Below are 22,788 nucleotides of genomic sequence, written 5' to 3'. Positions count from 1 at the left end.
ACAGGTTCATTGTCCGGAAGGCAGCGCGGCCACGGCCATGCTATCCTTCGCGGCGGTCATGCTCGAATCAACTGGAGCCGGTTCGGCCGCCGGCTCGGCTCCTTCAAAAGGCTTCTTGTTCGCCTCCGCCAGCCACGCATCGAACTCGGCTGGCGTGGTGACGATGAGCGGCATCTGCATGTTGTAGTGGCTGGCGCCGCAGATCTTATTGCAAAGCAGCAGGAAGTCGAAGGTGTATTCCCCTTTGCCCTCTGCTTGCCGTTGCGCATTGATTTCCGCCACTTGGCGCATCACCTCGGGAACGGTGCGCATGCTGTCGGTTGTGATCGTGGGCACCACCTTCATGCTCGTGGTCATGCCAGGAACCGCATTCATCTGGATCCGCAGGTGCGGGATGAAGGCGCTGTGGATGATGTCACGGCTACGGATGAGGATCTGGGCCTCTTTGCGCACCGGCAGGTAGAAATCCTTGGTCACCACGTCGTCGGCGCCGTGCAGGTAAGTGCTGGCAGCGCCATTGGCCTTGATGTCCTGTTGCATCACCATGCGCAGGTTCACGATGCGCGCGGCCATGCGGTCGAGGTAGGCGATTCGGTGCTCCAGTTCCTCAACCTTGGAGTCGGGCAGCAGGCCTTCCAAGGCTGCCTTGGCATCGGCTTTCTCCTGCGCGATCTCGGCCATGCGCTTCTCGATGGCGTTCGCCGTGACGATCCCGAGCGGATTATCGCCGTTGATCAGGCGGTAATCGGTTGCCCCGAGCATGCCATCCTTGCCGGGATAGCGGGCCGTCCAATCGAACTGCTTGGCGTACAGCTCCACTTGAACGGCTTCGGGGCTGGCCGGGCCGGTGATCTGCTGCCAGGTGGTGAGGCCGTAGATGATGATGACGAAGAGCACCAATGCAGGCACCACGGTCCAAAGCAGCTCGAGCTTGTTGTTATGCGGCTGCCAGAAGGCGCGGCGGTCCTTGCTGTAGGTGTATTTGCCGGCATAGTAGAAGAGAAGGATGTTGGTGACGAAGAACACCGGCACCAGGATCCACCAGTTGAAGTCGAGCAGCGCGTCGGTATCGGCACCTTGGGTGCTCGCGGCCACGGGCAGCATCTTATCCCCGTAAGCAACCACCAGCCAGATGAAGAACCCGAAGTAGGCGATCGGGAACAGCCACATGAGCGTGGCGTTCATCCGATTGTCGGCGTCCGAGATTTCCTCTTCGCGCTTTCCGCGCAGCTTGGAGGTGAGCTCATACACGCGTGCCAGCTGGGCCACCGCGAGGATGCCCAGGACCACGACGATCAGGATCAGGAGCTTGGTCATTGTCCGCTATGCTTCAACCCGGCAGGCAGGCGTTGTGTTCACGAGGGTCAGATGCTATGATGTACGCTCTCCTCCAGGTAGGGGTGATTCACGGGTGTGAGCGGGGCCTTGGCCAAGGTGCCGAGCACCACGCGGATGAAGGCGCCGAGGAAGAGCACGAAGAGGCCAGCATCGAGCATGCCGATGCCGTGGAAGTCGTGGCCGTTGGCGCCCGGCATCACCATCATGTTCACATCGAGCCAATGCCCGATGAAGATCACGGTGCCCACGCCGATGAGGAATCGCGGGTTGCGCTTGGCATCACGGCTCATCAGCAGCGCCATGGGAACGGCGAAGTTGATGAAGAAGATGGTCCAGAGCAGGCCGGGGTGATGGTCGATGCGGTCCTGGAAATAGGTCACTTCCTCCGGGATGTTGGCATACCAGATCAGCATGAACTGGGAGAAGTAGAGGTAGGTCCAGAGGAAGCTGATGGCGAACACCCACTTGCCCATGTCGTGGATGTGGCTGTTGTTCACCTGCGGCAAGTAACCCTTGCGCTTCAGGTAGAGCACGAGTATCACGCCGGTGATCATGGCGCTCACCCACATGCCGCTGAACACGTACCAGCCGTAGAGGGTGCTGAACCAGTGCGCATCGATGCTCATGAGCCAGTCCCATGCGAGGGTGCTGCTGAACACGGCGAAGAACACCAGGAAGAGGGCGCCGCGGCGGTAGGTGAGCAGATGCGTGCGCACGAGGCTCTCGCCGGTGAGACCGTCCATCTCAAGGCTCTTCTTGCGGAACCAGCGCGCGGCGATGATGAAGGTGGCCAGGTAAACCAGCGATCGCACCCAGAAGAAAGGCTGGTTCAGGAAGACGCTCTTGCCATCCATGATGGCGTCGTAGTTAGGTCCGTCCTTCACATAGAGGCTGGCATCCATCCAATGGTAGATGTGGTGCAGGCCGAAAGTGCCAGCAGCAAGCACGATGATCATCACGATAGCACCCACGGGGACCCAGCCCATGATGGCCTCATACACGCGCTTCACCAAAACGCTCCAGGCGGTCTCGGTGGCGTTCTGGAGCGCGTAGAAGAACAGAGCGCCCAAGCCGATGCCCAGGAAGAAGAAGCCATTGACGAGCAGGGCGCTCCAAGTGCGCTGGTGATGGTCGCTATGGTCGCCGATCACGCCTGCGATGGTGGCGATCGCGCCCAAGCCGATCAACGCCATGCTCAGCGTGCTCGCCCGTTTGCTGATGGTGAAGTTCATCGCGTTTCCGTTCTGCTGGTTCACATCGCGGCCGGGGCCTCCGGCTCACGGGTCATTTTACCGCCGTTCTGCAGGTACTGCACGTAGTGCGTCACGTGCCAGCGCTCCTCCTTGGTGAGCTGCGAGGCGTGCGAGCCCATGGCCACGTTCTTGCCCCAGTGCAGGCTGTGGAAGATCTTGCCTTCGGGCAGGTCCTTCAGAGGGCCGTTGTAAGCGCCCGGCGGCGGGTACTTGCCATTGTTCACCACGGGACCATCGCCCTGCCCTGTTGCGCCGTGGCAATGCATGCAGAACTTCTCATAGATCGCCTTGCCGTTATCCACGGTGGCTTGCGTCATCGCGATCGGGCTCTTCAACTGCGCCCCGGCCGCCTCATAGCCCTCGGGAGTGTTCGGGAAGGGGTAAGGGGCGTTAAGCATGGCCTTGCCTGCATCATCGTTGAAGGCGATGGTGCCGGGCACGGGCTTGCGCGCAGTGACGCGATCGCGCTGGGCACGGGCCTTCTCCTCGGTGTGGTAGTAAGGATCCTGGCCGTAGTCCACGTAGGCTTCGATGGCCGGGCTGCGGTACATGTCGGGCATGTACTCCACGCCGGGGCTGTTGGGGTCGCTCTTGCCGCACGCCGCCAGTAGGGCGATCACGGAAAGCGCGGCAAAGGTCTTGGCAGTGCGCATGGTGCTCAGCATTGGCGCTCGTTGATCTCGGTCACAGGGCTCTGGCGCAGCAGCTCGGCGATCGCTTCGGAACTGTGGCCGTGGTTATCGGCGGTGCGCACCTCGATGATGAACTTGTCGTCCGTGCTGCGCGGGTCGGGATTCCGTGCAGGCATCCCGGGCAGGGTCTTGTTGCGGATCAGGTAGGTGATGGCCATGCCATGCGCGGCGCAGAGCACGGTGAACTCGAAGGTGACCGGGATGAAGGCCGGCACGTTCTGGTAGTAGTGGAAGCTGGGCTTGCCGCCTATGTTCATCGGCCAGTCGAAGATGTTGAAGTACCAGATGCCCAGCACGGCCAGCGCGGTTCCGGTGATCCCGAACATGAAGCTCACGATGCCCAGCCGCGTTCGCGTGATGCCGATGATCGGGTCGATGCCATGGACCGGGAAGGGGGAGAAAACGTCCTTCACCTTCACGCCAGCGGACACGAGCTTGCGCGCGCCGTCCTTGAGCTGCTCGGGATCGTCGTAAACGGCGTAGATGACCTTGTTCGCCATGGCGCTCAATGGTGGTGGTGTTTAGAGGCTTCCTGCTTGTAGCTCTCGCCGCTCACTTTCAGGATGCTCTTCACCTCGTTCAGCGCCAGCACCGGGAAATAGCGGGCGAAGAGCAGGTAGAGCGTGAAGAAGATGCCGATGGTGCCCAGGAACACGCCCACGTCCACCCAGGTGGGGTAGAACATGGTCCATGCGCTGGGCATGTAGTCACGGTGCAGCGAGGTGACGATGATCACGAAGCGTTCGAACCACATGCCGATGTTCACGATGATGCTCATGAAGAAGGTGAAGGCCAGGTTGGTGCGCAGCTTCTTGAACCAGAACACCTGCGGGCTGATCACGTTGCAGGCCATCATGGCCCAGTAGGCCCACCAGTATTTACCGGTAGCACGGTTGATGAAGGCGTAGCTCTCATACTCCACACCGCTGTACCAGCTGATGAACAGCTCGGTGATGTACGCCACACCCACGATGGAACCTGTGACGATGATCACGATGTTCATGTACTCCACGTGCTTCACGGTGATGTAGTTCTCCAGCTTCATCACCTTGCGCATCACCAGCAGCAGGGTCTGCACCATGGCGAAGCCGCTGAACACCGCACCGCTCACGAAGTACGGCGGGAAGATGGTGGTGTGCCAGCCGGGGATCACCGAGGTGGCGAAGTCGAAGCTCACCACGGAGTGTACCGAGAACACGAGCGGCGTGGCGATGCCCGCGAGCACCAGGCTCACCTCCTCGAAACGCGTCCAGGCCTTGGCGTTGCCTGTCCAGCCGAAACTGAGTATGCCATAGACCTTCTTCATCATCGGCTTCGTCACCTTGTCGCGGATGGTGGCGAAGTCGGGGATGAGGCCGATGTACCAGAACACGAGGGATACGCTGAAGTAGGTGCTGATCGCGAACACGTCCCACAGCAGCGGGCTGTTGAAGTTCACCCAGAGGCTGCCGAACTGGTTGGGCAGCGGGAGCACCCAATACGCCATCCAGATCCGGCCCATGTGGATGCCGGGGAAGGTGGCCGCCATGATCACGGCGAAGATGGTCATGGCCTCTGCGCTGCGGTTGATGGCCATGCGCCACTTCTGGCGGAAGAGCAGCAGCACCGCGCTGATGAGCGTGCCGGCATGGCCGATGCCCACCCACCAAACGAAGTTGGTGATGTCCCAGGCCCAGTCCACGGTCTTGTTCAGGCCCCAAGTGCCGATGCCCTTGCTGATCAAGTACAGGATGCAGCCCGTGCCGTAGGCGGCGACCAGGCTGGCAATGGTCATCAGGATGTACCAGCCGCGCGGGGCCTTGTTCTCGATCGGCCTGACGATATCCTCGGTGATATCGTGGTAGGTCTTATGACCGAGGATGAGCGGTTCGCGGATCGCTGCTTCTGCGTGCATGGGTCCTGGTCGTTTCGCTTAGGCGTGATGTGCGGCTTAGTCCGTGTTGCGCACCTTCACGAGGTAGTTCACATTGGGCTTCACGCCGATCTCCTCGAGCATGTGGTAGCTCCGGTCGCCATCGGCCAAGCCGCGCGCCTTGCTGCCCTTATCGTTGAGGTCGCCGAAGACGATGGCGCCGGTGCCGCAGGCCGCGCTGCAGGCGGTCTCGATGTCGCCATCCTTCACCGGTCGGCCTTCCTTCTTCGCCTTGAGCTTGCCGGCCTGAATGCTCTGCACGCACATGCTGCACTTCTCGATCACGCCGCGCGCGCGCACGGTCACATCAGGGTTCAGCACCATGCGGCCGAGGTCATCCCAAGCCGGGTTGGTCTCGGCGAACTTGTCGGTGACGTAATTGAACCAGTTGAAGCGCCGCACTTTGTAAGGGCAGTTGTTCGCGCAGTAGCGCGTGCCGATGCAGCGGTTGTAGGCCATCTGGTTGAGGCCCTCGTTGCTGTGCGTGGTGGCGGCCACCGGGCAGACCGTCTCGCAAGGAGCATGGTTGCAGTGCTGGCACATCACCGGCATGAAGAAGACCGACGGGCTGGCCGACGGCTCTTCCATCTTGGTGTACAGGCCGATCTTGCCTTCACCGGCCGCGCGTCCTTCGGCCCACTTGGTCTCGCTGCTGAAGTAGCGGTCGATGCGCAGCCAGTGCATCTCCCGGCTGCGGCGCACCTCATCCTTGCCCACCACCGGGATGTTGTTCTCACTGTTGCACGCTGTGACGCAAGCACCGCAGCCGATACAGGTGTTCAGGTCGATGCTCAAACCCCAACGGTGGCCAACGCCCTCCACCGGGTGCTCGGCCCAGAGGTCGAACTCGGCGACCGGCTTGCGGTCGCGGGCGTCGATCACGCCATCCTTGTTCACGTCATCGTGCACGGGAAGCGTGTGCGGCTCATTGTAGGCGTTCCTGTCGCCCGCCTTGTACACCGCGAGGGAGGTCTCCTTCACGATGCTGTGGCGGTCCATGTGCGTGAGGTGAGTCTGCGTGATGGCCATCGGGTAGGTCTCGCCCGTGGCGCTCACGCTCACATTCACGGCATCGTAGCTCACCGCGCCGTTCCTCAGGCTGGTGAAGGGATAGGCATTCTGCCCCACGGGCTTGCGCTCGCCGTTGTGATCGGTGACCACGGCGGCTTTGCCCACTCGCTCGCCGTTAGCGCCACGGCCATAACCGAGGGCGATCGCAATTGTGCCTTCCCGCTGGCCGGGGCTCGGCACCACGGGCAGCTTCAATTCGACTTCGCCAACCTTCACGTTCACAACCCCGGCCGGGCTCTGCTCGCCCAAGTAATCGGGCAGGCCGAGCTTGCGCACATCGGCGAAGCTCATGCACACATAATTGTCCCAGGTGATCTTGGTGAGCGGATCTGGCATCTCCTGCAGCCAAGGGTTGTTGGCGTGCTGGCCATCGCCGATGGCTTCGGTGGTGTAGAGGCTCAACTCCCACTCCCCAGCGCCATTGGCTGCTTGCTTGGCGGCAGCGCCTGCGGCCGCCACATCACCCGCGAAGGCAGCGCCGGCGGCGGGCAAGGGCTCAGAGGTCAGCACACCATCATGCAGGCTCTGGTTCCAAACCGTTGCGAAGTCTCCGCCACCGTGTGCGGCGAGGTTCTGCTCCCAGGTCTGCTTGATGAAATCGGGCCACTTCATATCGCTACCGCTCCATTTGAGCAGGCTTCCCTGCCAGGCGCGCGTGTCGAAAAGGCGGCTGATCACCGGCTGTTGCAATGCGTACTGGCCGGTCTTGGGCATGTGGTCGCCCCAGCTCTCGAGGAAGTGATTGTCAGGGCAGACCCATTGGCACAGGCTGGCGGTCTCATCGGCATAGCGCGCGCAGCTCACGCTGAGCCCCACCTTCTCCAGACCGTTCTTGAACTCAGCGGCATTCGGAAGGCTGTAGGCCGGATTCACGCCAACCATGATCAGCGCGCCCACGGTGCCTGCATTCATGTCCTTCACCAGCTGCGCCACTGCGGCATCGTCGCCTTGGAAGAACCAGGTGTGGTTGTCCAGGTCGATGGTGCTGCCGTAGTTGCCGAGCATGCTGTTGATGCTGTTCACGAGCATCTGCGTGCCCTCGTCGTTGCTGCCGCAGACCACAAGGCTCTTGCCGCGTGAATTCCAGAGCGCATCGGCAGCATGGTTCAGTTCGGCGTTGTCCAAGCCGCCGCCCACCGTGGCGGCGCCGCTCTTGCGGGCGATGGCATCGTGCAGGGCGATCACCGCCAAGGGGATCTCACTCGGCTTCACAGCCACACGGGCATCGGCGTTGGCTCCGCTGATGCTCATGCGGGACTCCACCTGCCAATGCTTGTTCATCGCGCCATCCGGATTGCGGCGGGTGGCATATTGCCAGGCGTACTCGGTGGTGCTGCCCCAACTGCTGAGGAAGTCAGCGTCCACGCTCACCACCACATCAGCCTTGGTGAAGTCATAGCCCGGGAATACCCGCTTGCCGAAGCTCTTCAGGTTCGCGTTGGTCAGGCCGCTGTAGCTGATGGTATCATGCTGGATGTGGGTGAACAAGCCGCTCGTGAACACGGTTTGTCCATCCGCACTGCTCGCGAGCGAGCCGCCGAGCTTCGTTTGCAGGCCCAGGATCGCCGCTTTCGCGCTCGGACTGATCACCGTGCTGGAAAGCAGCACGATGCGCTTGCCCGCGGCCGTGACATCGGCCAAGCCTTTGGTGATGGCACCGTCGGCTTCAGCCCACTTCACGCCGGTGAGCTTGCCCTCGACCCGCCTGCGCGGGCCTTTCAGCCGCTCGCCGTCATAGAGCGAGAGCACGGAGCTGTTGATGCGCGCATTCACCACGCCCTTGTCGAGCGCCGGGTTGCGGTTGATGCCGAAGCGCGGGTTGCCCTTGATGTGGATCGGGCGCCCTTCGCGGGTCTTCACAAGGATGCTGGCGAAATCCTGACCGTCGTAGAAGGTGCTCGCGTACCAGTTCGCGACGCCGGGGGTGATCTCCTCGGGCTTGCTCACGTACGGGATGCTCTTCACCACCGGGGTCTCGCAAGCGGCCAGCGTGGCGGCGCCCACGGAGAAGCCCAGGAACTTGAGGAAATCGCGGCGGTTGGTGCTGGCCCCATTGAGATTGCTGTCGCCCAGCACTTGGTCAATGGCCAAGGGCTGCGCGAATTCACCCTCGCGGGCCTTGATCGCCTCAGGGTCCTGACGCAGGTCGGCCGCGTCCATCCAGTACTGCTTCGTGCTCGACATCGTGCGCGCGGTTCTTAGTAGTGGCACTTGGCGCATTCCCAGCCGCCAAGCTCCTTCACGGTGATCTTGCCGTCCTCCAGGTACTTCTTCAACTCCTCGTGGCCCAGCTTGGCGTCGTTGTTCAAGCGCGCCATCACTTCATCGTAGTAGCCGTTGCCCGCCATCTTCACCTCGGTCTTGTTGTGGCAGTCGATGCACCAGCCCATGGTGAGCGGGCTCCATTGCTCGGCCACGTCCATCTGCTCATCGATCGGCCCGTGGCAGGTCTGGCATTCGATCTTGCCAACGGCCACGTGCTGGGCGTGATTGAAGTAGGCGTGGTCAGGCAGGTTGTGCACCTTCACCCAGCGCACCGGCTCTTCCTTGCCGGTGTATGCGCCCTTCTCAGGGTCCCAGCCTGCATGCTTGTAGATCTTCTGGATCTCCTTGGTGCCCGCTTCGGTGCGACCAGCATTCACCGCTTTGTGGCAGTTCATGCACACATTGGTGCTGGGGATGCCGGCGTGCTTGCTCTTCTCAGCGCTGCTGTGGCAGTACTGGCAGTTGATCGCGAGGTTGCCCTTATCGGCCTTGCCCGCGTGCAGGGTGTGGTTGAAGAGGATGGGCTGCTCGGGCTTGTAATGCGGGACTTCATCGCCGCCGTAAACACCGATCACCCAAGCTGCATCCCAGAGCTGCAGGATCACCCACACGGTGAGGAACAAGCCGACGAAGCTCATGAAGACCTTGTGCTCCCAGGCCCATGCGCGGAAGCGCTGCATGCGGGTGGATTCCGGCAGCGGACCCTTGCCTTCAGCCTCGCTCACGGCATTGGCGAGGCTGCGCTTCACGCCACTGAGCGAAAGGCCCACCACCAAGAAGAGCAGGGCCAGCACCAAGAGCCAGAGCCAGTTGTTCGAGCCCTGATCCGTGGGAGCCGCATCCGTGGCGACAACGACATCCTTCTTCGGAGGAGCGTAGTTCTCAACGAAGTAGAAAACGGCGTCAATCTCCTCGTTCGTGAGGGACACCGGAGTCATGACCACCGGCTTGTATTCCTCCCAGATGGCCACGGCCATCTCGTTGCCGGTCTTCAGGTAGGCCTGGCTGTTCTTCACCCAAGCATAGAGGTCGCCCTTGCCTTCCCATTTGGCCTTCGCGCCTTTCAGCGCGGGACCGGTCATCTTGGTGTCCACCTTGTGGCAGCTGGCGCAATTGCCCTTGAAGAGCTTCTCCCCTGCTGCGTACTGCGCGGCATCGGCCGGTTGCGCGTGAGCAGCGGTTAGGCTAAGGGACAGGAAGAGTGCGAGCGTGGAGCGGATGGACCCTTTGGAACGTCGTGAAAGACAGGCTGGAAGCGGCATTCCGTGCAGGTTAGAAGGGGAGGGATCCCTTAAGACGGCGGCAAAAATAACCGGGGACCAATACGGCGAAAGGAGCCGGATCAACCTTGCCATGCCTGCGTCATTATTTAGAGAGAGTCTAAACAAGCAAGAGGTTGGTGAAGCCGCGCCGGTCGCGGACAATTGGCGAAGCAGGGGCATACTTTTGGCCACCGAAGAATCCGTGAATCCGGTTCATTTCATCCTCTCTGCGCTCCTGTTGCCATCGCTGGCGCTTGCACAGGAGACTTCGACGCGGTACTTCGAGCCGCACAGGTCGGTTGCGGATACCCCGGTCGCATCCACCGGATCCCTAGGGCGCCTTTCAGTGCAAGCCGACCCGAAGGTGGAACGCTTGATGGAGCGCTTCACTTCGATGAAGCATGCTCAGTCCGGTTTTCGGGTCCAGGTCTTCCTCGGTGAGCGCAAGCTGGCAGAAGACGCCAAAAGGGCTTTCCTGCTGAAGAACCCCGAATCACCGGCTTACCTGAGCTGGTTCGCGCCGAATTGGCGCCTTCGGGTGGGCGATTGCCGAACGCGCTTGGAGGCCGAGCGTTTGCTGCGCGACCTGAAGCCTCTTTACCCCGGCAGCTACATCGTGCCGGACGATATCGAGATGCCGCGCTGATCGGGTTCGGTTGAACGGGTCGCCTGCAAGAATGAGCTGCCCAAGAATGGTCGGCGACCTCTTGATCAAGGAATCAACCGGCACCCTGCCAGCCCTCAACCTGTCGTTGCGGCGATCGACGACCATCCCGCGACGGGCAACAACTACAGCTTGAATGCCTTCTTCACCGCGCCAAGGGCATTCAGCTCCTCCCACGGGAAGAGCTTCACTTTCACGGTGGTTCTCTGGTTCGCGTTGCTAAAGGTCTTGGTCACCACCTTGCTTTCGCGGCCCATGTGCCCATAGCTGGCGGTCTCGCTGTAGATGGGCGTGCGCAGCGCGAAACGTTGTTCGATGAAGTAAGGGCGCATGTCGAACTCCTTCAATCCGCTGATGGTCCTGGCGATCTGCCCGTCGCTCATCTTCACCTTGCTGGTGCCGTAGGTATTCACGTAGAAGCCGACGGGCCTGGCAACACCGATGGCATAGGCCACCTGCACGAGCACTTCATCGCACACGCCCGCAGCCACCAGGTGCTTAGCCACGTGTCGTGCGGCATACGCAGCGCTGCGATCCACCTTGCTGGGGTCCTTGCCGCTGAAGGCACCGCCCCCGTGTGCGCCCTTGCCGCCGTATGTGTCCACGATGATCTTGCGGCCGGTGAGGCCGGTATCGCCGTGCGGGCCGCCGATCACGAACTTGCCCGTAGGATTGATGTGGTACTTGATGTCCTTGCCGAAGAGGGCCTGCACGCGCTTGGGCAGCTGCTTCACCACGCGGGGCACCAGGATGTTGATCATGTCATCCTTGATCTTCGCGAGCATCCTGGCGTCCTTGTCGAAGTCGTCGTGCTGGGTGCTCACCACGATGGCGTCAATGCGCATCGGCTTGCCATCGTCAGCGTACTCGATGGTCACCTGGCTCTTCGCATCGGGGCGGAGGTAGGGCATCGTGCTGTTCTTCTCACGGCGGATCACGGCGAGCTCGCGCAGGAGCATGTGGCTGATCTCGAGCGGCAGAGGCATGTAGTTGTCGGTGTCGCGGCAGGCATAGCCGAACATCATGCCCTGATCACCGGCGCCCTGCTCCTCGGGCTTCTTGCGCTCAACGCCCATGTTGATGTCGGGGCTCTGCTCGTGAATGGCGCTGAGCACGCCGCAGCTGTGCGCTTCGAACATGTACTCGCTCTTGGTGTAGCCGATGCGTTCGATCACATCGCGGGCGATCTGCTGCACATCGAGGTAGGCCTTGCTCTTCACCTCGCCGGCGAGCACCACCTGGCCGGTGGTCACCAAGGTCTCGCACGCCACCTTGCTGCTGGGGTCGAAGGCGAGGAAGTGGTCGATGAGGGCATCGCTGATCTGATCGGCCACTTTATCGGGATGGCCTTCGCTGACGGACTCGGAAGTGAAGAGGTATGGCATCGGGGCTCGTGCTGTTTTGCGGGGCGCAAAGGAAACGTTTGCCGCCCAATGGATCAACAGATCACCTGCCCGTGAGCTCCTTGAACACTTCCTCCAGCCCGCGCTCGCTCTTCTGCAAGCCCAGCACCTTCAGCCCCTGCTTGACGGCGAACTCGAAGACAGCCGGCCGCACATCGGTTCCGGCATCGTGCGCGATGAGCCAGGTGTGGCCCTCCTTGCGCTTGGCATGGCGCACGCCGATCAGGCCCAACAGTTGATCCGCGGCGGGCGATCGGTCGAACTCCACTTCGATCACTTCTTGCTCATGACGCCGGGACCGCAAGCTGCTGGCCTTGTCATCCGCGACGATCCGGCCCTTGTCGATGATGATCACGCGGTCGCAGATGGCCTCGACTTCCTGCATGATGTGCGTGCTGAGCATCACCGTCTTCTCACGGCCGAGGTCCTTGATCAGCGCGCGGATGTCCACGAGCTGGTTGGGGTCGAGGCCGCTGGTGGGCTCGTCGAGGATGAGCACCTCGGGATCATGGATCAGCGCTTGCGCAAGCCCCACGCGCTGGCGGTAGCCCTTGCTCAACTGGCCCACGCGCTTGTGCTGCTCGGGGCCGAGGCCCACGCGGTCGATCAGGTCGTTCACCAACGAAGCGCGGTGCTTCAACCCATGCACGCCGGCCACGAAGTCGAGGTGCTCGCGCACGTACAGGTCGAGGTACAGGGGATTGTGCTCGGGCAGGTAGCCCACGCGGCGGCGCACCTCCATGCTCTTGGCGCGTGTGTCGAAGCCGCAGACCTCGGCCTCACCATCCGAAGGCGGGATGAAGCAGGTGAGGATCTTCATCATGGTGCTCTTCCCGGCGCCATTCGGTCCGAGGAAGCCCACCACTTCGCCTTTGCCGATGGAGAAGCTCACGCCGGCAAGCGCTTCCTGCTTCCCGTAGCGCTTGAAGACTTGGCGCACCGCGATGGACATGCGGCGAAAGTAGCTGGCTGCCTGGCGTGGGCCGTCACCATTCCCTGGTCGCGATCATCTCTTCCACGTCCGCATCGAAGCCGTACGCCTTGGCAATGGCATCGAATTCTGCGCCAAGCGCCTCGCGCGCGCCGGTTTCCAACTCGCTTCCACTGGCCTCGAACTCTTCCTGGAGCTCATTCAGCTGCATGGTGGCCTGCTGCGTTATGGCATACAAGCCCTCTAGGTCCTTGGGCTGCTCAGCCTCGATCCGATGACACATGTCAATCAGGATCTTCTTGCAGGCGTCGACGAGATGCGTTGGGTAGTATTCGTCGGCGTACATGTCGGCGAGAAGCGCACGGTCCCGAAGCGCCGGATTGGTCAAGCTCGATTGCTCCATTTCAGAGTTGGTTGAACAACTAATAGCGAGAATGGCTGTGAGCACCGCACTTCCTATGAAGGCCGCGGGACCCATGCCCTCACTCCTTCGTCACCGTCGCCGCCAAGTACTCCCGGTTCAGCCGCGCGATGTGCTCCAGGCTGATCCCCTTCGGGCATTCCACCTCGCAGGCGCCTGTGTTGCTGCAGTTGCCAAAGCCCTCCTTGTCCATCTGCTCCACCATGGCCAGGGCGCGGCGCTTCGCCTCGGGGCGGCCTTGCGGCAAGAGCGCGAGCTGCGAGACTTTCGCCGCGGTGAAGAGCATCGCCGAGCCGTTCGGGCAGGTGGCCACGCACGCACCGCAACCGATGCAGGTGGCGGCATCGAAGGCCTTGTCGGCATCGTCCTTCGGGATCGGCACCGCGTTGCCATCGACAAGGTTCCCGCTGGTGTTCACGCTGACGAATCCGCCAGCCGCTTGGATGCGATCGAAGGCGCTGCGGTTCGTCGCCAGGTCCTTGATCACGGGGAAGGCCGCGCTGCGCCATGGCTCCACGTAGCTGGCGTCACCATCCTTGAACTTGCGCATGTGCAGCTGGCAGGTGGTGATGCCGCGTCCCGGGCCGTGCGCTTCACCGTTGATGAAGAGGCTGCACATGCCGCAGATGCCTTCCCTGCAATCGTGGTCGAAGGCGATGGGGTCCTCGCCCTTGCGCACGAGATCGTCGTTGAGGACATCGAGCATCTCGAGGAACGACATGTCCTCGGAGACGTCGCTCACGGGGTAGTCGACAATCTTGCCTTTGTCGTTCGCGCCGTTCTGGCGCCAGATCTTCAGTGTCAGCTTCATGTTTCCCATCACTTGTAGCTGCGTTGCGTCAGTTTCACCTCTTCAAAAGCCAATGCCTCCTTGTGCAGGTTGGCCTTGCCCGGATCACCGGTCCATTCCCACGCGGCCACGTAGGCGTAATTGGCATCATCGCGCTTGGCCTCCCCCTGTTGGGGACCTTCGGTCTCCGCATACTCCTCGCGGAAATGGCCGCCGCAGCTCTCGTTGCGGTTCAGTGCATCCACGCACATCAATTCGCCTAGCTCGAGGAAATCGGCAACACGACCTGCCTTCTCCAATTCCTGATTGAACTCGTTCGCTTTGCCCGGCACGCGCACATCGCGGTAGAACTCATCGCGGATCCCGCGGATCTCCGCGATCGCTTCCTGCAAGCCCTGCGCGTTGCGCGCCATGCCGCATTTGTCCCACATCACCTTGCCCAAGCGGCGGTGGAACTCATCCACCGGCTTGCTGCCCTTGTTGTTAATGAAGTGATTGATTCGGTCCGTGACCTCCTTCTCGGCCGCATCGAACTCCGGGTGCTTGGTGTCGATGGGCCCGGTGCGGATGTCATCGGCGAGGTAATCGCCAACGGTGTAAGGGATCACGAAGTAGCCATCGGCGAGGCCTTGCATCAGCGCTGATGCGCCGAGGCGATTCGCGCCATGGTCGCTGAAGTTCGCTTCACCGAGCGCGAACAGGCCCGGCACCGTCGTCTGCAGGTTGTAGTCCACCCACAAGCCGCCCATGGTGTAGTGCACCGCCGGGTAGATCTTCATCGCGTGGTCGTATGGGTTCTCCCCGACGATGTTCTCGTACATGTCGAAGAGGTTCCCGTACTTCTCGCTCACGACCGCGCGGCCCAATTCGGTGATCTTCTCCTTGCTCGGGCTCTCGATCTTCAGGATGTTCGCCTGCTGCTTGCCGTAGCGCTCGATGGCCGCGCTGAAGTCCAGGTAGACGGCCTCACCGGTCTTGTTCACGCCGTAGCCCGCATCGCAGCGCTCCTTCGCGGCCCGGCTGGCGACGTCGCGCGGCACCAGGTTCCCGAAAGCCGGGTAGCGGCGCTCCAGGTAGTAATCGCGATCGGCCTCGGGGATGTCGCTGCCTTTCTTCCTGCCCTCGCGGATCGCCTTCGCGTCCTCGAGTTTCGCGGGCACCCAGATGCGGCCATCGTTGCGGAGCGACTCGGACATCAGCGTGAGCTTGCTCTGGTGCGTGCCGCTCACCGGGATGCAGGTCGGGTGGATCTGCGTGTAGCACGGATTGCCGAAGAAGGCGCCGCGCTTGTGCGCTTTCCACGCGGCGGTGACGTTGCTGCCCATGGCGTTCGTGCTCAGGAAGAACACGTTGCCGTAGCCGCCGGTGCACAGCAGCACGGCGTGCGCTCCGTGCCGTTCGATCTCACCGGTGATGAGGTTGCGGGCGATGATGCCACGCGCCTTGCCATCAACGATCACGACATCGAGCATCTCGTGCCGATCGAACATCTGCACAGCGCCCTTGCCCACCTGGCGCATCAGCGCGCTGTAGGCGCCGAGCAGAAGCTGCTGGCCGGTCTGCCCGCGGGCGTAGAAGGTCCGGCTCACCTGCACGCCGCCGAAGGAGCGGTTGTCCAAGAGTCCGCCGTAATCACGGGCGAAGGGCACGCCTTGCGCCACGCATTGGTCGATGATGTTCGCGCTCACCTCCGCCAACCGATACACATTGGCCTCACGGGCACGGTAGTCGCCGCCCTTCACGGTGTCATAGAACAGGCGGTAGGTGCTGTCGCCGTCGTTCTGGTAATTCTTGGCGGCATTGATCCCGCCCTGCGCGGCGATGCTGTGCGCGCGACGGGCGCTGTCCTGGAAGCAGAAGGCCTTCACGTTGTAGCCCATCTCTGCGAGGGACGCTGCGGCGGCGCCACCAGCGAGTCCGGTTCCCACCACGATCACATCGATGCGGCGCTTGTTGGCCGGCGCCACGATGCGCATGTGGCCCTTATGATAGGTCCACTTCTTGTCGATGGGGCCGGGAGGGATCTTGCTGTCTAATGCCATGTTCAGCGGTAGGTTGGGGGTTGCAGGTTGGCAATGGTCGCCGGTTGGGGCCAACCCCCGACTTCATCAACGTTCAACCTGGAACCGACGAGTGCCATGTGCGAAGGGCGCTAGCGATTAACGAACATCCAAACTGGTATCAGCGCGAAGAGGATCGGGACCACCACGCCGAAGAACACGCCCACGTTCTTTATCACGGGCGTGTAGCGCGGATGGTTGAGGCCAAGGCTCTGGAAGCTGCTCTGGAAGCCGTGGAGCAGGTGGAAAGCGAGCACCGCCATGGACACCACGTAGAGCGCGACGTACCACAACTCGGAGAAAGCTGCCGCGACCACGGCGTAGAGGTCCTTGTTGCCATCGGCATCGAGGCCAAGGGCGCCCCAGTGCATCTCGTACCAGAAGCCCTTCATGTGGATGACCAGGAAGACAAGGATCAGTGTGCCCAGCAGGGCCATGTTGCTGCTGGCCCAGCTGCGGTTAGAACCGGCGTTCTCCTTCGCGTAACGCACCGGGCGCGCCTTTCGGTTCTGGATCGCGAGCAGGATGCCGTCGAAGGCGTGGAAGAGGATGCTGAAATAGAGCAGGTAGCTCACGGCCTTCACCACCGGGAAGGTGGTCATGAACTTGGCGTAGGCGTTGAACTTCAACTGGCCCTCCGGGCTCATGTCCAACAACTGGAGGTTGCCCGCGAGGTGTGCGATCAGGAAAACGGAAAGGAAAAGGCCCGTGAGGGCCATCCAGTACTTCTTCGCGAGTGAGGAACCAAGGATCGCTGATCGTGCCATGATGCTCTAGCAACAACGAACGGGGTGGAAGCGTTCGCGGCGGCGAATGTAGAAGCCTGCGCCGAACGGGTTCCTGCCAATCGGCAGGAGTTCTCAGTCATTCCGGTGGATCCAGCCATCCTCGCGGATGGTGATCAGGGCCTCAGGCGCATCAGCCTGGGTCAATTCAATCACCTCCTTCACGGCCCGCCCCTGCTCATCGGGCACTGGTCCGCCCTCTCCTTCCTGCTTGATGGCGATCAACCGGCCATCGATGAAGCGGCCCGTGCGATCAACGCGGACGCGCGCAATGGGCGCCACGCCATTGTGGCCGCTGAGGTTGAAGCGCGCGTAGGTGGCGAAGTTGCCGAGGCTGTATGCGATGAAACGGTCCTTGTAGAGGTCGATCGCGCGGGTGATGTGCGGGCCATGGCCGAAGACGATGTCCGCACCGGCATCGATCACGGCACGAGCGAAGGCATGTGGATCGCCGCGGTTCTCGCCGAGGAACTCCTCGTTCATCTTCATGATGTGCCGGTGGCCCTTGCCCTCGGCGCCGCCATGGAAGGAGACGATCACGATGTCGCTCACGCTGTCGAGCCCGGCCACGATCGCCTTGGCGCCTTCGATGTCGCGGAAGTCAGCCGTGCCGGAGTTGGGCGCGAAGGCGCAGAAGCCGTAGCGCACGCTATCGAGCGAGAACACCACGCTCGGGCGCGAGAGCAGGCCAGCGTTGTGCAGCCCCAACGAATCGAGCACGCGCCTCGTGGCCATCCGGCCCGGCTCACCGAAATCGCCGACGTGGTTGTTGGCCACGCTGAGCACATCGAAGCCGGCATCCTTCAAGTAAACGGCATAGCGCTCTGGTGACCGGAACACATAGCAGCTTGCCGGGTCCTTGCACTGCTTGGGATGACCGGGTCCATCGAGGAGCACGCCTTCGAGGTTCCCGAAGGTGAGGTGCGCATCACGCAGGATCGAATCCACTGGTGAGAGCAGGTCCTGTCCGTCGTTGGGCGGCAGGTAGCCGGCATCCGGATAGTTGGTGCCGAGCATGATGTCGCCCACGCCGATGACCACGATCGTGTCGTTGCGCAGGGTGTCGGGCGGCACGCTATCATGCGCGAGCACAATGGACGATTCCGCTTGGATCGACGAGGCATCAAGGGGCGGCTCGATCGGTTTGCGCGGCCTTGCGATGCGACCGGCCTTCATGAAGCGCTTGGTGTAATAGTCAACAGCGGCGAGCGTGTCGTAGCGGATGCCGCGATGGCAGCTGTGCAGCATGCAGATGTCGCCCTTCTCGGTCACGCTGGCCACCATGGCCACATGGCCCACGCGGTCCTTGCGCGCGTCGCGGCCCTTGAAGAAGAGCAGATCGCCGGGGGCGACTTCCGCTCGATCGATGGTCGGCACCGTGGCCGCCATACCGGCCGAAGAACGCGGCAGCGCCATGCCATGCCGGCCGTACAGATGGCAGACGAAGCCGCTGCAATCGAGCACGCCGGCGTCCTTGGCCTTGTACCGGTATGGCTTGCCCAGGTAGTTCTCGCCAAGGGCGACGATCGAATCGGCCATGGAAGCCGGCATCGGCCCCGGTGGCTGTGCGCGCAGGGTCAATGGCACTGCGGCCATGCAGAGCTGAGCGATGCGGGCCGCGCTGATCATGCGGCGAAGCTACCCTCGCGGGAACGACCTCAAGGGGGCTCCGTGACCAGCGCAACGTGTTTTCACACCTCGCTCAAAGGCCAGCGTTCAGCAATCTGCCGCTGTCGATGAGCTTATGCAGGGATGGCCGCTCCAGCGTGTTGCGGATGGCCTCCACATGGTTCATGTTGTGGCAATCGCTGCCAAGCAATTCGTAGGCGCCCGCATCGATCAGGCGCTCCGCGATCTCCTTCGCCGGACGGCCATAAGCCCCCGCGAGCGCCACGAGGTTCAACTGGAAGAGCACGCCGCGGTCCTTCAGACTCTCATACTTGGGGAAGTCGTTGTGCCAATAGGCGTAGCGCTCCGGATGCGCGAGCACGGGCCTGTAACCCTGTGTCTGCATCTGGAAGATGAGCGAGAGCAGCACCTGCGGCTCGCTGATGAAGGGCAGCTCGAAGAGCAGGAGCTTATCGCCGAAGGTGAGCACCTCGCCCTCCATCACCTTGCGCTCCAGGTCGTGGTCGAGGTAGTACTCGGCAGCTGCATCCACCTCGATCTCCAATCCCTGCCGCTTCACCTCCACGCGCAGCTTCTGCAGCCCGCCGAGGATGATCTCCGGCGAGTTCTTGTACCCATCGGCCATGCTGTGGGGCGTGGTGATCACCTTGCGGTAGCCGAGCCCGTGCATGGCATGCAGCAGCTCCATGCTCTGCTCCAGGTTCTGCGCGCCGTCGTCGATGCCCGGGATGAAGTGCGAATGCACATCGCAGCGGAGCACGGAGAGGTCCGCTGGGCCGAGCGCGGGCTCCTTCTTGCCGAATAGACCGCTGAATAGCCCCATCAGTGCTGCGCGTAGTGCGCCGCGTAATACTGCTGGTAGGCGCCGCTGGTGACATGATCGAGCCACTCGGTGTTGGCCAGGTACCAATCCACGGTGCGCTCCAGGCCCGCTTCGAAGGTGATGCTCGGCCTCCAGCCCAGCTCGCGTTCGATCTTGCCGGCGTCGATCGCGTAGCGCAGGTCATGCCCGGCACGATCGGTGACGTAGGTGATGAGCTTGGCGCTCTCCCCTTCGGAACGACCAAGCTTCTTGTCCATGATCGAGCAGAGCAGATGCACCAGGTCGATGTTCTTCCATTCGTTGTGCCCGCCGATGTTGTACGTCTCACCGTTCCTGCCCGTGTGGAAGATGGCGTCGATGGCGCTCGCATGATCCTCCACCCAGAGCCAATCGCGCACGTTCTCGCCCTTGCCGTAGACCGGCAGCGGCTTGCTGTTGCGGATGTTGTTGATCATGAGCGGAATCAGCTTCTCCGGGAAGTGGTGGCTGCCGTAATTGTTGCTGCAGTTGCTCACCACGAAGGGCAGCCTGTACGTGTTGCCGTACGCGCGCACGAAATGGTCGCTGGCAGCCTTGCTCGCGCTGTAAGGACTCTGCGGATCGTAGGGCGTGGTCTCCAGGAAGAGGCTGTCGTCGTGCAATGAGCCGTAGACCTCATCGGTGCTCACGTGATAGAAACGCTTGCCTTCCATGTCGCCCTTCCACGCCTCCTTCGCCGCATTGAGCAGGGTCACCGTGCCGAACACGTTGGTGCGCACGAAAGCCAGCGGATCGGTGATGCTGCGGTCCACATGGCTCTCGGCGGCGAGGTGGATGATGCCATCGATCCTGTGCTCCTTGATCACCCTGGCCACCGCATCCGCATCGCAGATGTCCGCTTTCACGAAGGTGTAGTTCGGAGCATGCTCGATGTCGCGAAGGTTCTCCAGGTTGCCCGCATAGGTGAGCGCATCGAGGTTGACGATGCGGTACTGCGGATACTTGTTCACGAAGCGGCGCACCACATGGCTGCCGATGAATCCGGCGCCGCCGGTGATGAGGATGTTGCGTTGCATGTGGAAAGATTAAGCCGCAGAGGCGGAGAGGCGCAGGGGATTCGGCCCAGGATCGATCTGAATCCGGTTCATGTTGACTTCTCTGCGTCTTTGCGACTCTGCGGCCATTCACTCACAGGCTCCAGTAGTTCAGGTCCTTGATCTTCTTACGGAATACGCCCTTCAGGTCCACCAGCACGCCTTTCGGCTTCAGCATGCCTTTGAACCAAGCCTCGTCCTTGCTGGCGTACTCGCTGTGGTTCACGGCCACGATGATGGCATCGTAGGGGCCTTTCATCTCAGGCGCCAGTTCGTAGCCGTACTCGTGCTTCACCTCGGCGGCATCGGCATGCGGGTCGGTCACGTCCACCGCGCAGCTGAAGCTCTTGAGCTCCTTCACCACGTCGGCCACCTTGCTGTTGCGGATGTCCGTGACATTCTCCTTGAAGGTGGCGCCCATCACCAGGATGCGCGCATCGGCGGGGTTCGTGCCGGCAGCGATCACCTTCTTCACGGTCTGCTTGGCCACGTAGCCGCCCATGCTGTCGTTCACGAAGCGGCCGCTGTCGATGATCTGCGCGTGGTAGCCCAGCTCCTTCGCCTTGTACACGAGATAGTACGGATCGACGCCGATGCAGTGGCCGCCCACGAGGCCCGGCTGGAAGCGGAGGAAGTTCCACTTGGTGCCGGCCGCCTCGAGCACATCGTAGGTATTGATGCCCATGCGGTTGAAGATGATCGAGAGCTCGTTGGTGAGGGCGATGTTCACGTCGCGCTGCGTGTTCTCGATGATCTTGCTCGCTTCGGCCACCTTGATGCTGCTGGCGCGGTGCACGCCGGCCTTCACCACCAGCTCATACACCTGGGCGATGATCTCGGCGCTCTCCGGGTCGCAGCCGCTGCTCACCTTCACGATGGTCTCGAGCGTGTGCTCCTTGTCGCCGGGGTTGATGCGCTCGGGCGAGTAGCCCACCTTGAAGTCGTCCACGAACTTCAGGTTGCTCAAGCGCTCGAGCAGGGGCACGCAATCCTCTTCGGTGCAGCCAGGGTAAACGGTGCTCTCGTACACCACGTAGTCGCCTTTCTTCAGCACCTGGCCCACGGTACGCGTGGCGCCCAGCAGCGGGCCGAGGTCGGGGATGTTCTGCTGATCGATCGGCGTGGGCACGGCCACGATGAAGAACTCCACATCCTTCAGGTCGCTGATGTCCGCGGAGAAGTGGATGTCGCAGCCCATGAAGTCCTCCGGCGGCAATTCATTGCTCGGGTCCTCGCCCCGGCGCATCATGTCCACGCGCTTCTGGTTGATGTCGAAGCCCACCACCTTGATGCGGCGCGCGAAGGCCAGGGCGATGGGGAGGCCTACGTAGCCCAGGCCGATCACGGCGAGCTTGGCTTCCTTCTTCAGCAGTCGGTCATACAGGTTGTTCATCCCTTTTCTCGTAGATGCGTTCGATGATCTCCACCACCTTGAGGCCCTCGAGGGCATTGGTGGTGAGCGTTGTCCTTCCTTTCAGCGTATCCACCACGTTCTCGATGATGAAGCCGTGGTTGTTGGCGCTGCCCTTGTAAGCGCCGTAGTCGTTGGCGGGATTCGTCGGGGCCAGCTCGGGCATAGCGTAATCGGCGATGTGGCAGTGCTCCACCTGATCCATGTACTGACCGCCGATCTTCACGCTGCCCTTGGAGCCGATGATGGTCATGCTGCTCTCCAGGTTCTTGTCCCACACCGCCGTGCTGTAGTTGATGCAGCCCATGCCGCCGTTTCGCAGGCGGAAGCTCACGATGCCGGTGTCCTCGAAGGCGGTGAGGCCCTGGTGCGCGAAATCGGCGAAGCGGCCCTCGATGTCGGTGATGTCGCCGAAGAGCCAGTAGAGGATGTCGACGAAGTGGCTGAACTGCGTGAAGAGCGTGCCGCCATCGAGATCGGCGGATCCCTTCCAGGTGCCCGGCTTGTAATAGCGTGCATCGCGGTTCCAGTAGCAGTTCACCTGCACCAGGTGGATGTCGCCCAGCAGGCCTTGGTCCACCACGCCCTTGATCCATTGGCTCGGCGGCGAGTAGCGGTTCTGCATCACGCCGAACACGGTGCGATGCATGCGCAGCGCGGTATGGATCACCGCCTCCCCGCTCGCCTTCGTCAGTGCCATGGGCTTCTCGCACACCACGTGCTTGCGCGCCTCCAGGGCCTTGATGCTCTGCGACGCATGCAGTCCATTGGGCGTGCAGATGTTCACCACCTCGATGCCCGGCACAGCTGCAAGCATGGCGTCCATCTCATTGAAGAAAGGGGCATCGAGGGCCTCGATGCCGAGCTCAGTCCTGGGCCGGGTGTCGCACAGCGCCACCAGCTCGCACTCCGGGTGCCGCTGGATCATCTCCGCGTGCCGCTTGCCGATGTGGCCGCAGCCCACCACGGCGAACCTGATCTTCTGTTCCAAGGGCGTGGGCATGG

General features: G+C 62.1%; 19 protein-coding genes. 1 reads left to right on the top strand and 18 read right to left on the bottom strand.

Translation table 11 applies throughout. The features are described 5' to 3' along the window. Nucleotides 1-6: 6 nt before the first annotated feature. The 7 genes from IPK70_15525 to IPK70_15495 form a co-directional block, all read right to left on the bottom strand. On the bottom strand, nt 7-1,317 hold the full coding sequence (locus IPK70_15525) for a cytochrome c oxidase subunit II (GenBank protein ID MBK8228570.1): 1,311 nt from the start codon (nt 1,315-1,317) through the stop codon (nt 7-9). A gap of 47 nt (nt 1,318-1,364) precedes the next feature. Beyond that, the gene (locus tag IPK70_15520) at nt 1,365-2,522 is read right to left on the bottom strand and encodes a quinol:cytochrome C oxidoreductase (protein ID MBK8228569.1); all 1,158 of its coding nucleotides are present in this window, start codon (nt 2,520-2,522) and stop codon (nt 1,365-1,367) included. Between the two features lie 68 nt (nt 2,523-2,590). Beyond that, nucleotides 2,591-3,244, bottom strand: coding sequence for a cytochrome c (locus IPK70_15515; GenBank protein ID MBK8228568.1), 654 nt, complete (start codon nt 3,242-3,244; stop codon nt 2,591-2,593). Nucleotides 3,245-3,249: 5 nt separating this feature from the next. After that, entirely contained in the window at nt 3,250-3,783 is a 534-nt protein-coding gene (locus tag IPK70_15510; GenBank protein ID MBK8228567.1) for a DUF3341 domain-containing protein, read from the bottom strand. A 5-nt stretch (nt 3,784-3,788) separates the two neighbouring features. After that, complete coding sequence (gene nrfD / locus IPK70_15505) at nt 3,789-5,177, bottom strand: polysulfide reductase NrfD (protein ID MBK8228566.1); 1,389 nt, start codon at nt 5,175-5,177, stop codon at nt 3,789-3,791. Nucleotides 5,178-5,213: 36 nt separating this feature from the next. Continuing rightward, complete coding sequence (locus tag IPK70_15500; GenBank protein ID MBK8228565.1) at nt 5,214-8,450, bottom strand: TAT-variant-translocated molybdopterin oxidoreductase; 3,237 nt, start codon at nt 8,448-8,450, stop codon at nt 5,214-5,216. Between the two features lie 14 nt (nt 8,451-8,464). Then, the gene (locus IPK70_15495; GenBank protein MBK8228564.1) at nt 8,465-9,793 is read right to left on the bottom strand and encodes a c-type cytochrome; all 1,329 of its coding nucleotides are present in this window, start codon (nt 9,791-9,793) and stop codon (nt 8,465-8,467) included. 346 nt (nt 9,794-10,139) lie between these two features. On the opposite strand from IPK70_15495, the gene IPK70_15490 reads away from it, so the two are divergent. Next, entirely contained in the window at nt 10,140-10,439 is a 300-nt protein-coding gene (locus IPK70_15490; GenBank protein MBK8228563.1) for an SPOR domain-containing protein, read from the top strand. Between the two features lie 143 nt (nt 10,440-10,582). On the opposite strand, the gene IPK70_15485 is transcribed toward IPK70_15490, so the two are convergent. From IPK70_15485 to IPK70_15435, 11 genes are all read right to left on the bottom strand, one after another. Continuing rightward, nucleotides 10,583-11,842 carry a methionine adenosyltransferase gene (locus IPK70_15485; GenBank protein MBK8228562.1) on the bottom strand — a complete coding sequence of 420 codons (1,260 nt, stop codon included), beginning with the start codon at nt 11,840-11,842 and terminating at the stop codon, nt 10,583-10,585. A 61-nt stretch (nt 11,843-11,903) separates the two neighbouring features. Continuing rightward, entirely contained in the window at nt 11,904-12,812 is a 909-nt protein-coding gene (gldA, locus tag IPK70_15480; protein ID MBK8228561.1) for a gliding motility-associated ABC transporter ATP-binding subunit GldA, read from the bottom strand. A gap of 34 nt (nt 12,813-12,846) precedes the next feature. Then, nucleotides 12,847-13,194: a hypothetical protein gene (locus IPK70_15475; protein MBK8228560.1), complete on the bottom strand. Its 348-nt coding sequence runs from the start codon at nt 13,192-13,194 to the stop codon at nt 12,847-12,849. A 79-nt stretch (nt 13,195-13,273) separates the two neighbouring features. After that, nucleotides 13,274-14,023, bottom strand: coding sequence for a succinate dehydrogenase/fumarate reductase iron-sulfur subunit (locus IPK70_15470; protein ID MBK8228559.1), 750 nt, complete (start codon nt 14,021-14,023; stop codon nt 13,274-13,276). 8 nt (nt 14,024-14,031) lie between these two features. After that, complete coding sequence (locus IPK70_15465; GenBank protein MBK8228558.1) at nt 14,032-16,044, bottom strand: fumarate reductase/succinate dehydrogenase flavoprotein subunit; 2,013 nt, start codon at nt 16,042-16,044, stop codon at nt 14,032-14,034. 110 nt (nt 16,045-16,154) lie between these two features. Further along, nucleotides 16,155-16,829 carry a succinate dehydrogenase cytochrome b subunit gene (locus tag IPK70_15460; GenBank protein MBK8228557.1) on the bottom strand — a complete coding sequence of 225 codons (675 nt, stop codon included), beginning with the start codon at nt 16,827-16,829 and terminating at the stop codon, nt 16,155-16,157. Between the two features lie 93 nt (nt 16,830-16,922). Beyond that, nucleotides 16,923-18,476: a CapA family protein gene (locus IPK70_15455; GenBank protein ID MBK8228556.1), complete on the bottom strand. Its 1,554-nt coding sequence runs from the start codon at nt 18,474-18,476 to the stop codon at nt 16,923-16,925. A 73-nt stretch (nt 18,477-18,549) separates the two neighbouring features. Beyond that, complete coding sequence (locus IPK70_15450; GenBank protein MBK8228555.1) at nt 18,550-19,299, bottom strand: capsular biosynthesis protein; 750 nt, start codon at nt 19,297-19,299, stop codon at nt 18,550-18,552. After that, nucleotides 19,299-20,354, bottom strand: coding sequence for a dTDP-glucose 4,6-dehydratase (rfbB, locus tag IPK70_15445; GenBank protein MBK8228554.1), 1,056 nt, complete (start codon nt 20,352-20,354; stop codon nt 19,299-19,301). The genes IPK70_15450 and rfbB overlap by 1 nt, the downstream gene beginning before the upstream one ends. A 112-nt stretch (nt 20,355-20,466) precedes the next feature. Further along, nucleotides 20,467-21,765, bottom strand: coding sequence for a nucleotide sugar dehydrogenase (locus tag IPK70_15440; GenBank protein MBK8228553.1), 1,299 nt, complete (start codon nt 21,763-21,765; stop codon nt 20,467-20,469). After that, the gene (locus IPK70_15435; protein MBK8228552.1) at nt 21,749-22,786 is read right to left on the bottom strand and encodes a Gfo/Idh/MocA family oxidoreductase; all 1,038 of its coding nucleotides are present in this window, start codon (nt 22,784-22,786) and stop codon (nt 21,749-21,751) included. Before IPK70_15435 ends, IPK70_15440 begins: the two co-directional genes overlap by 17 nt. Nucleotides 22,787-22,788 lie beyond the last annotated feature (2 nt).

The sequence above is a fragment of the Flavobacteriales bacterium genome (assembly GCA_016712535.1).
Classification (GTDB): domain Bacteria; phylum Bacteroidota; class Bacteroidia; order Flavobacteriales_F; family PHOS-HE28; genus PHOS-HE28.
This window is presented reverse-complemented; position numbering and strand designations above follow the sequence as displayed.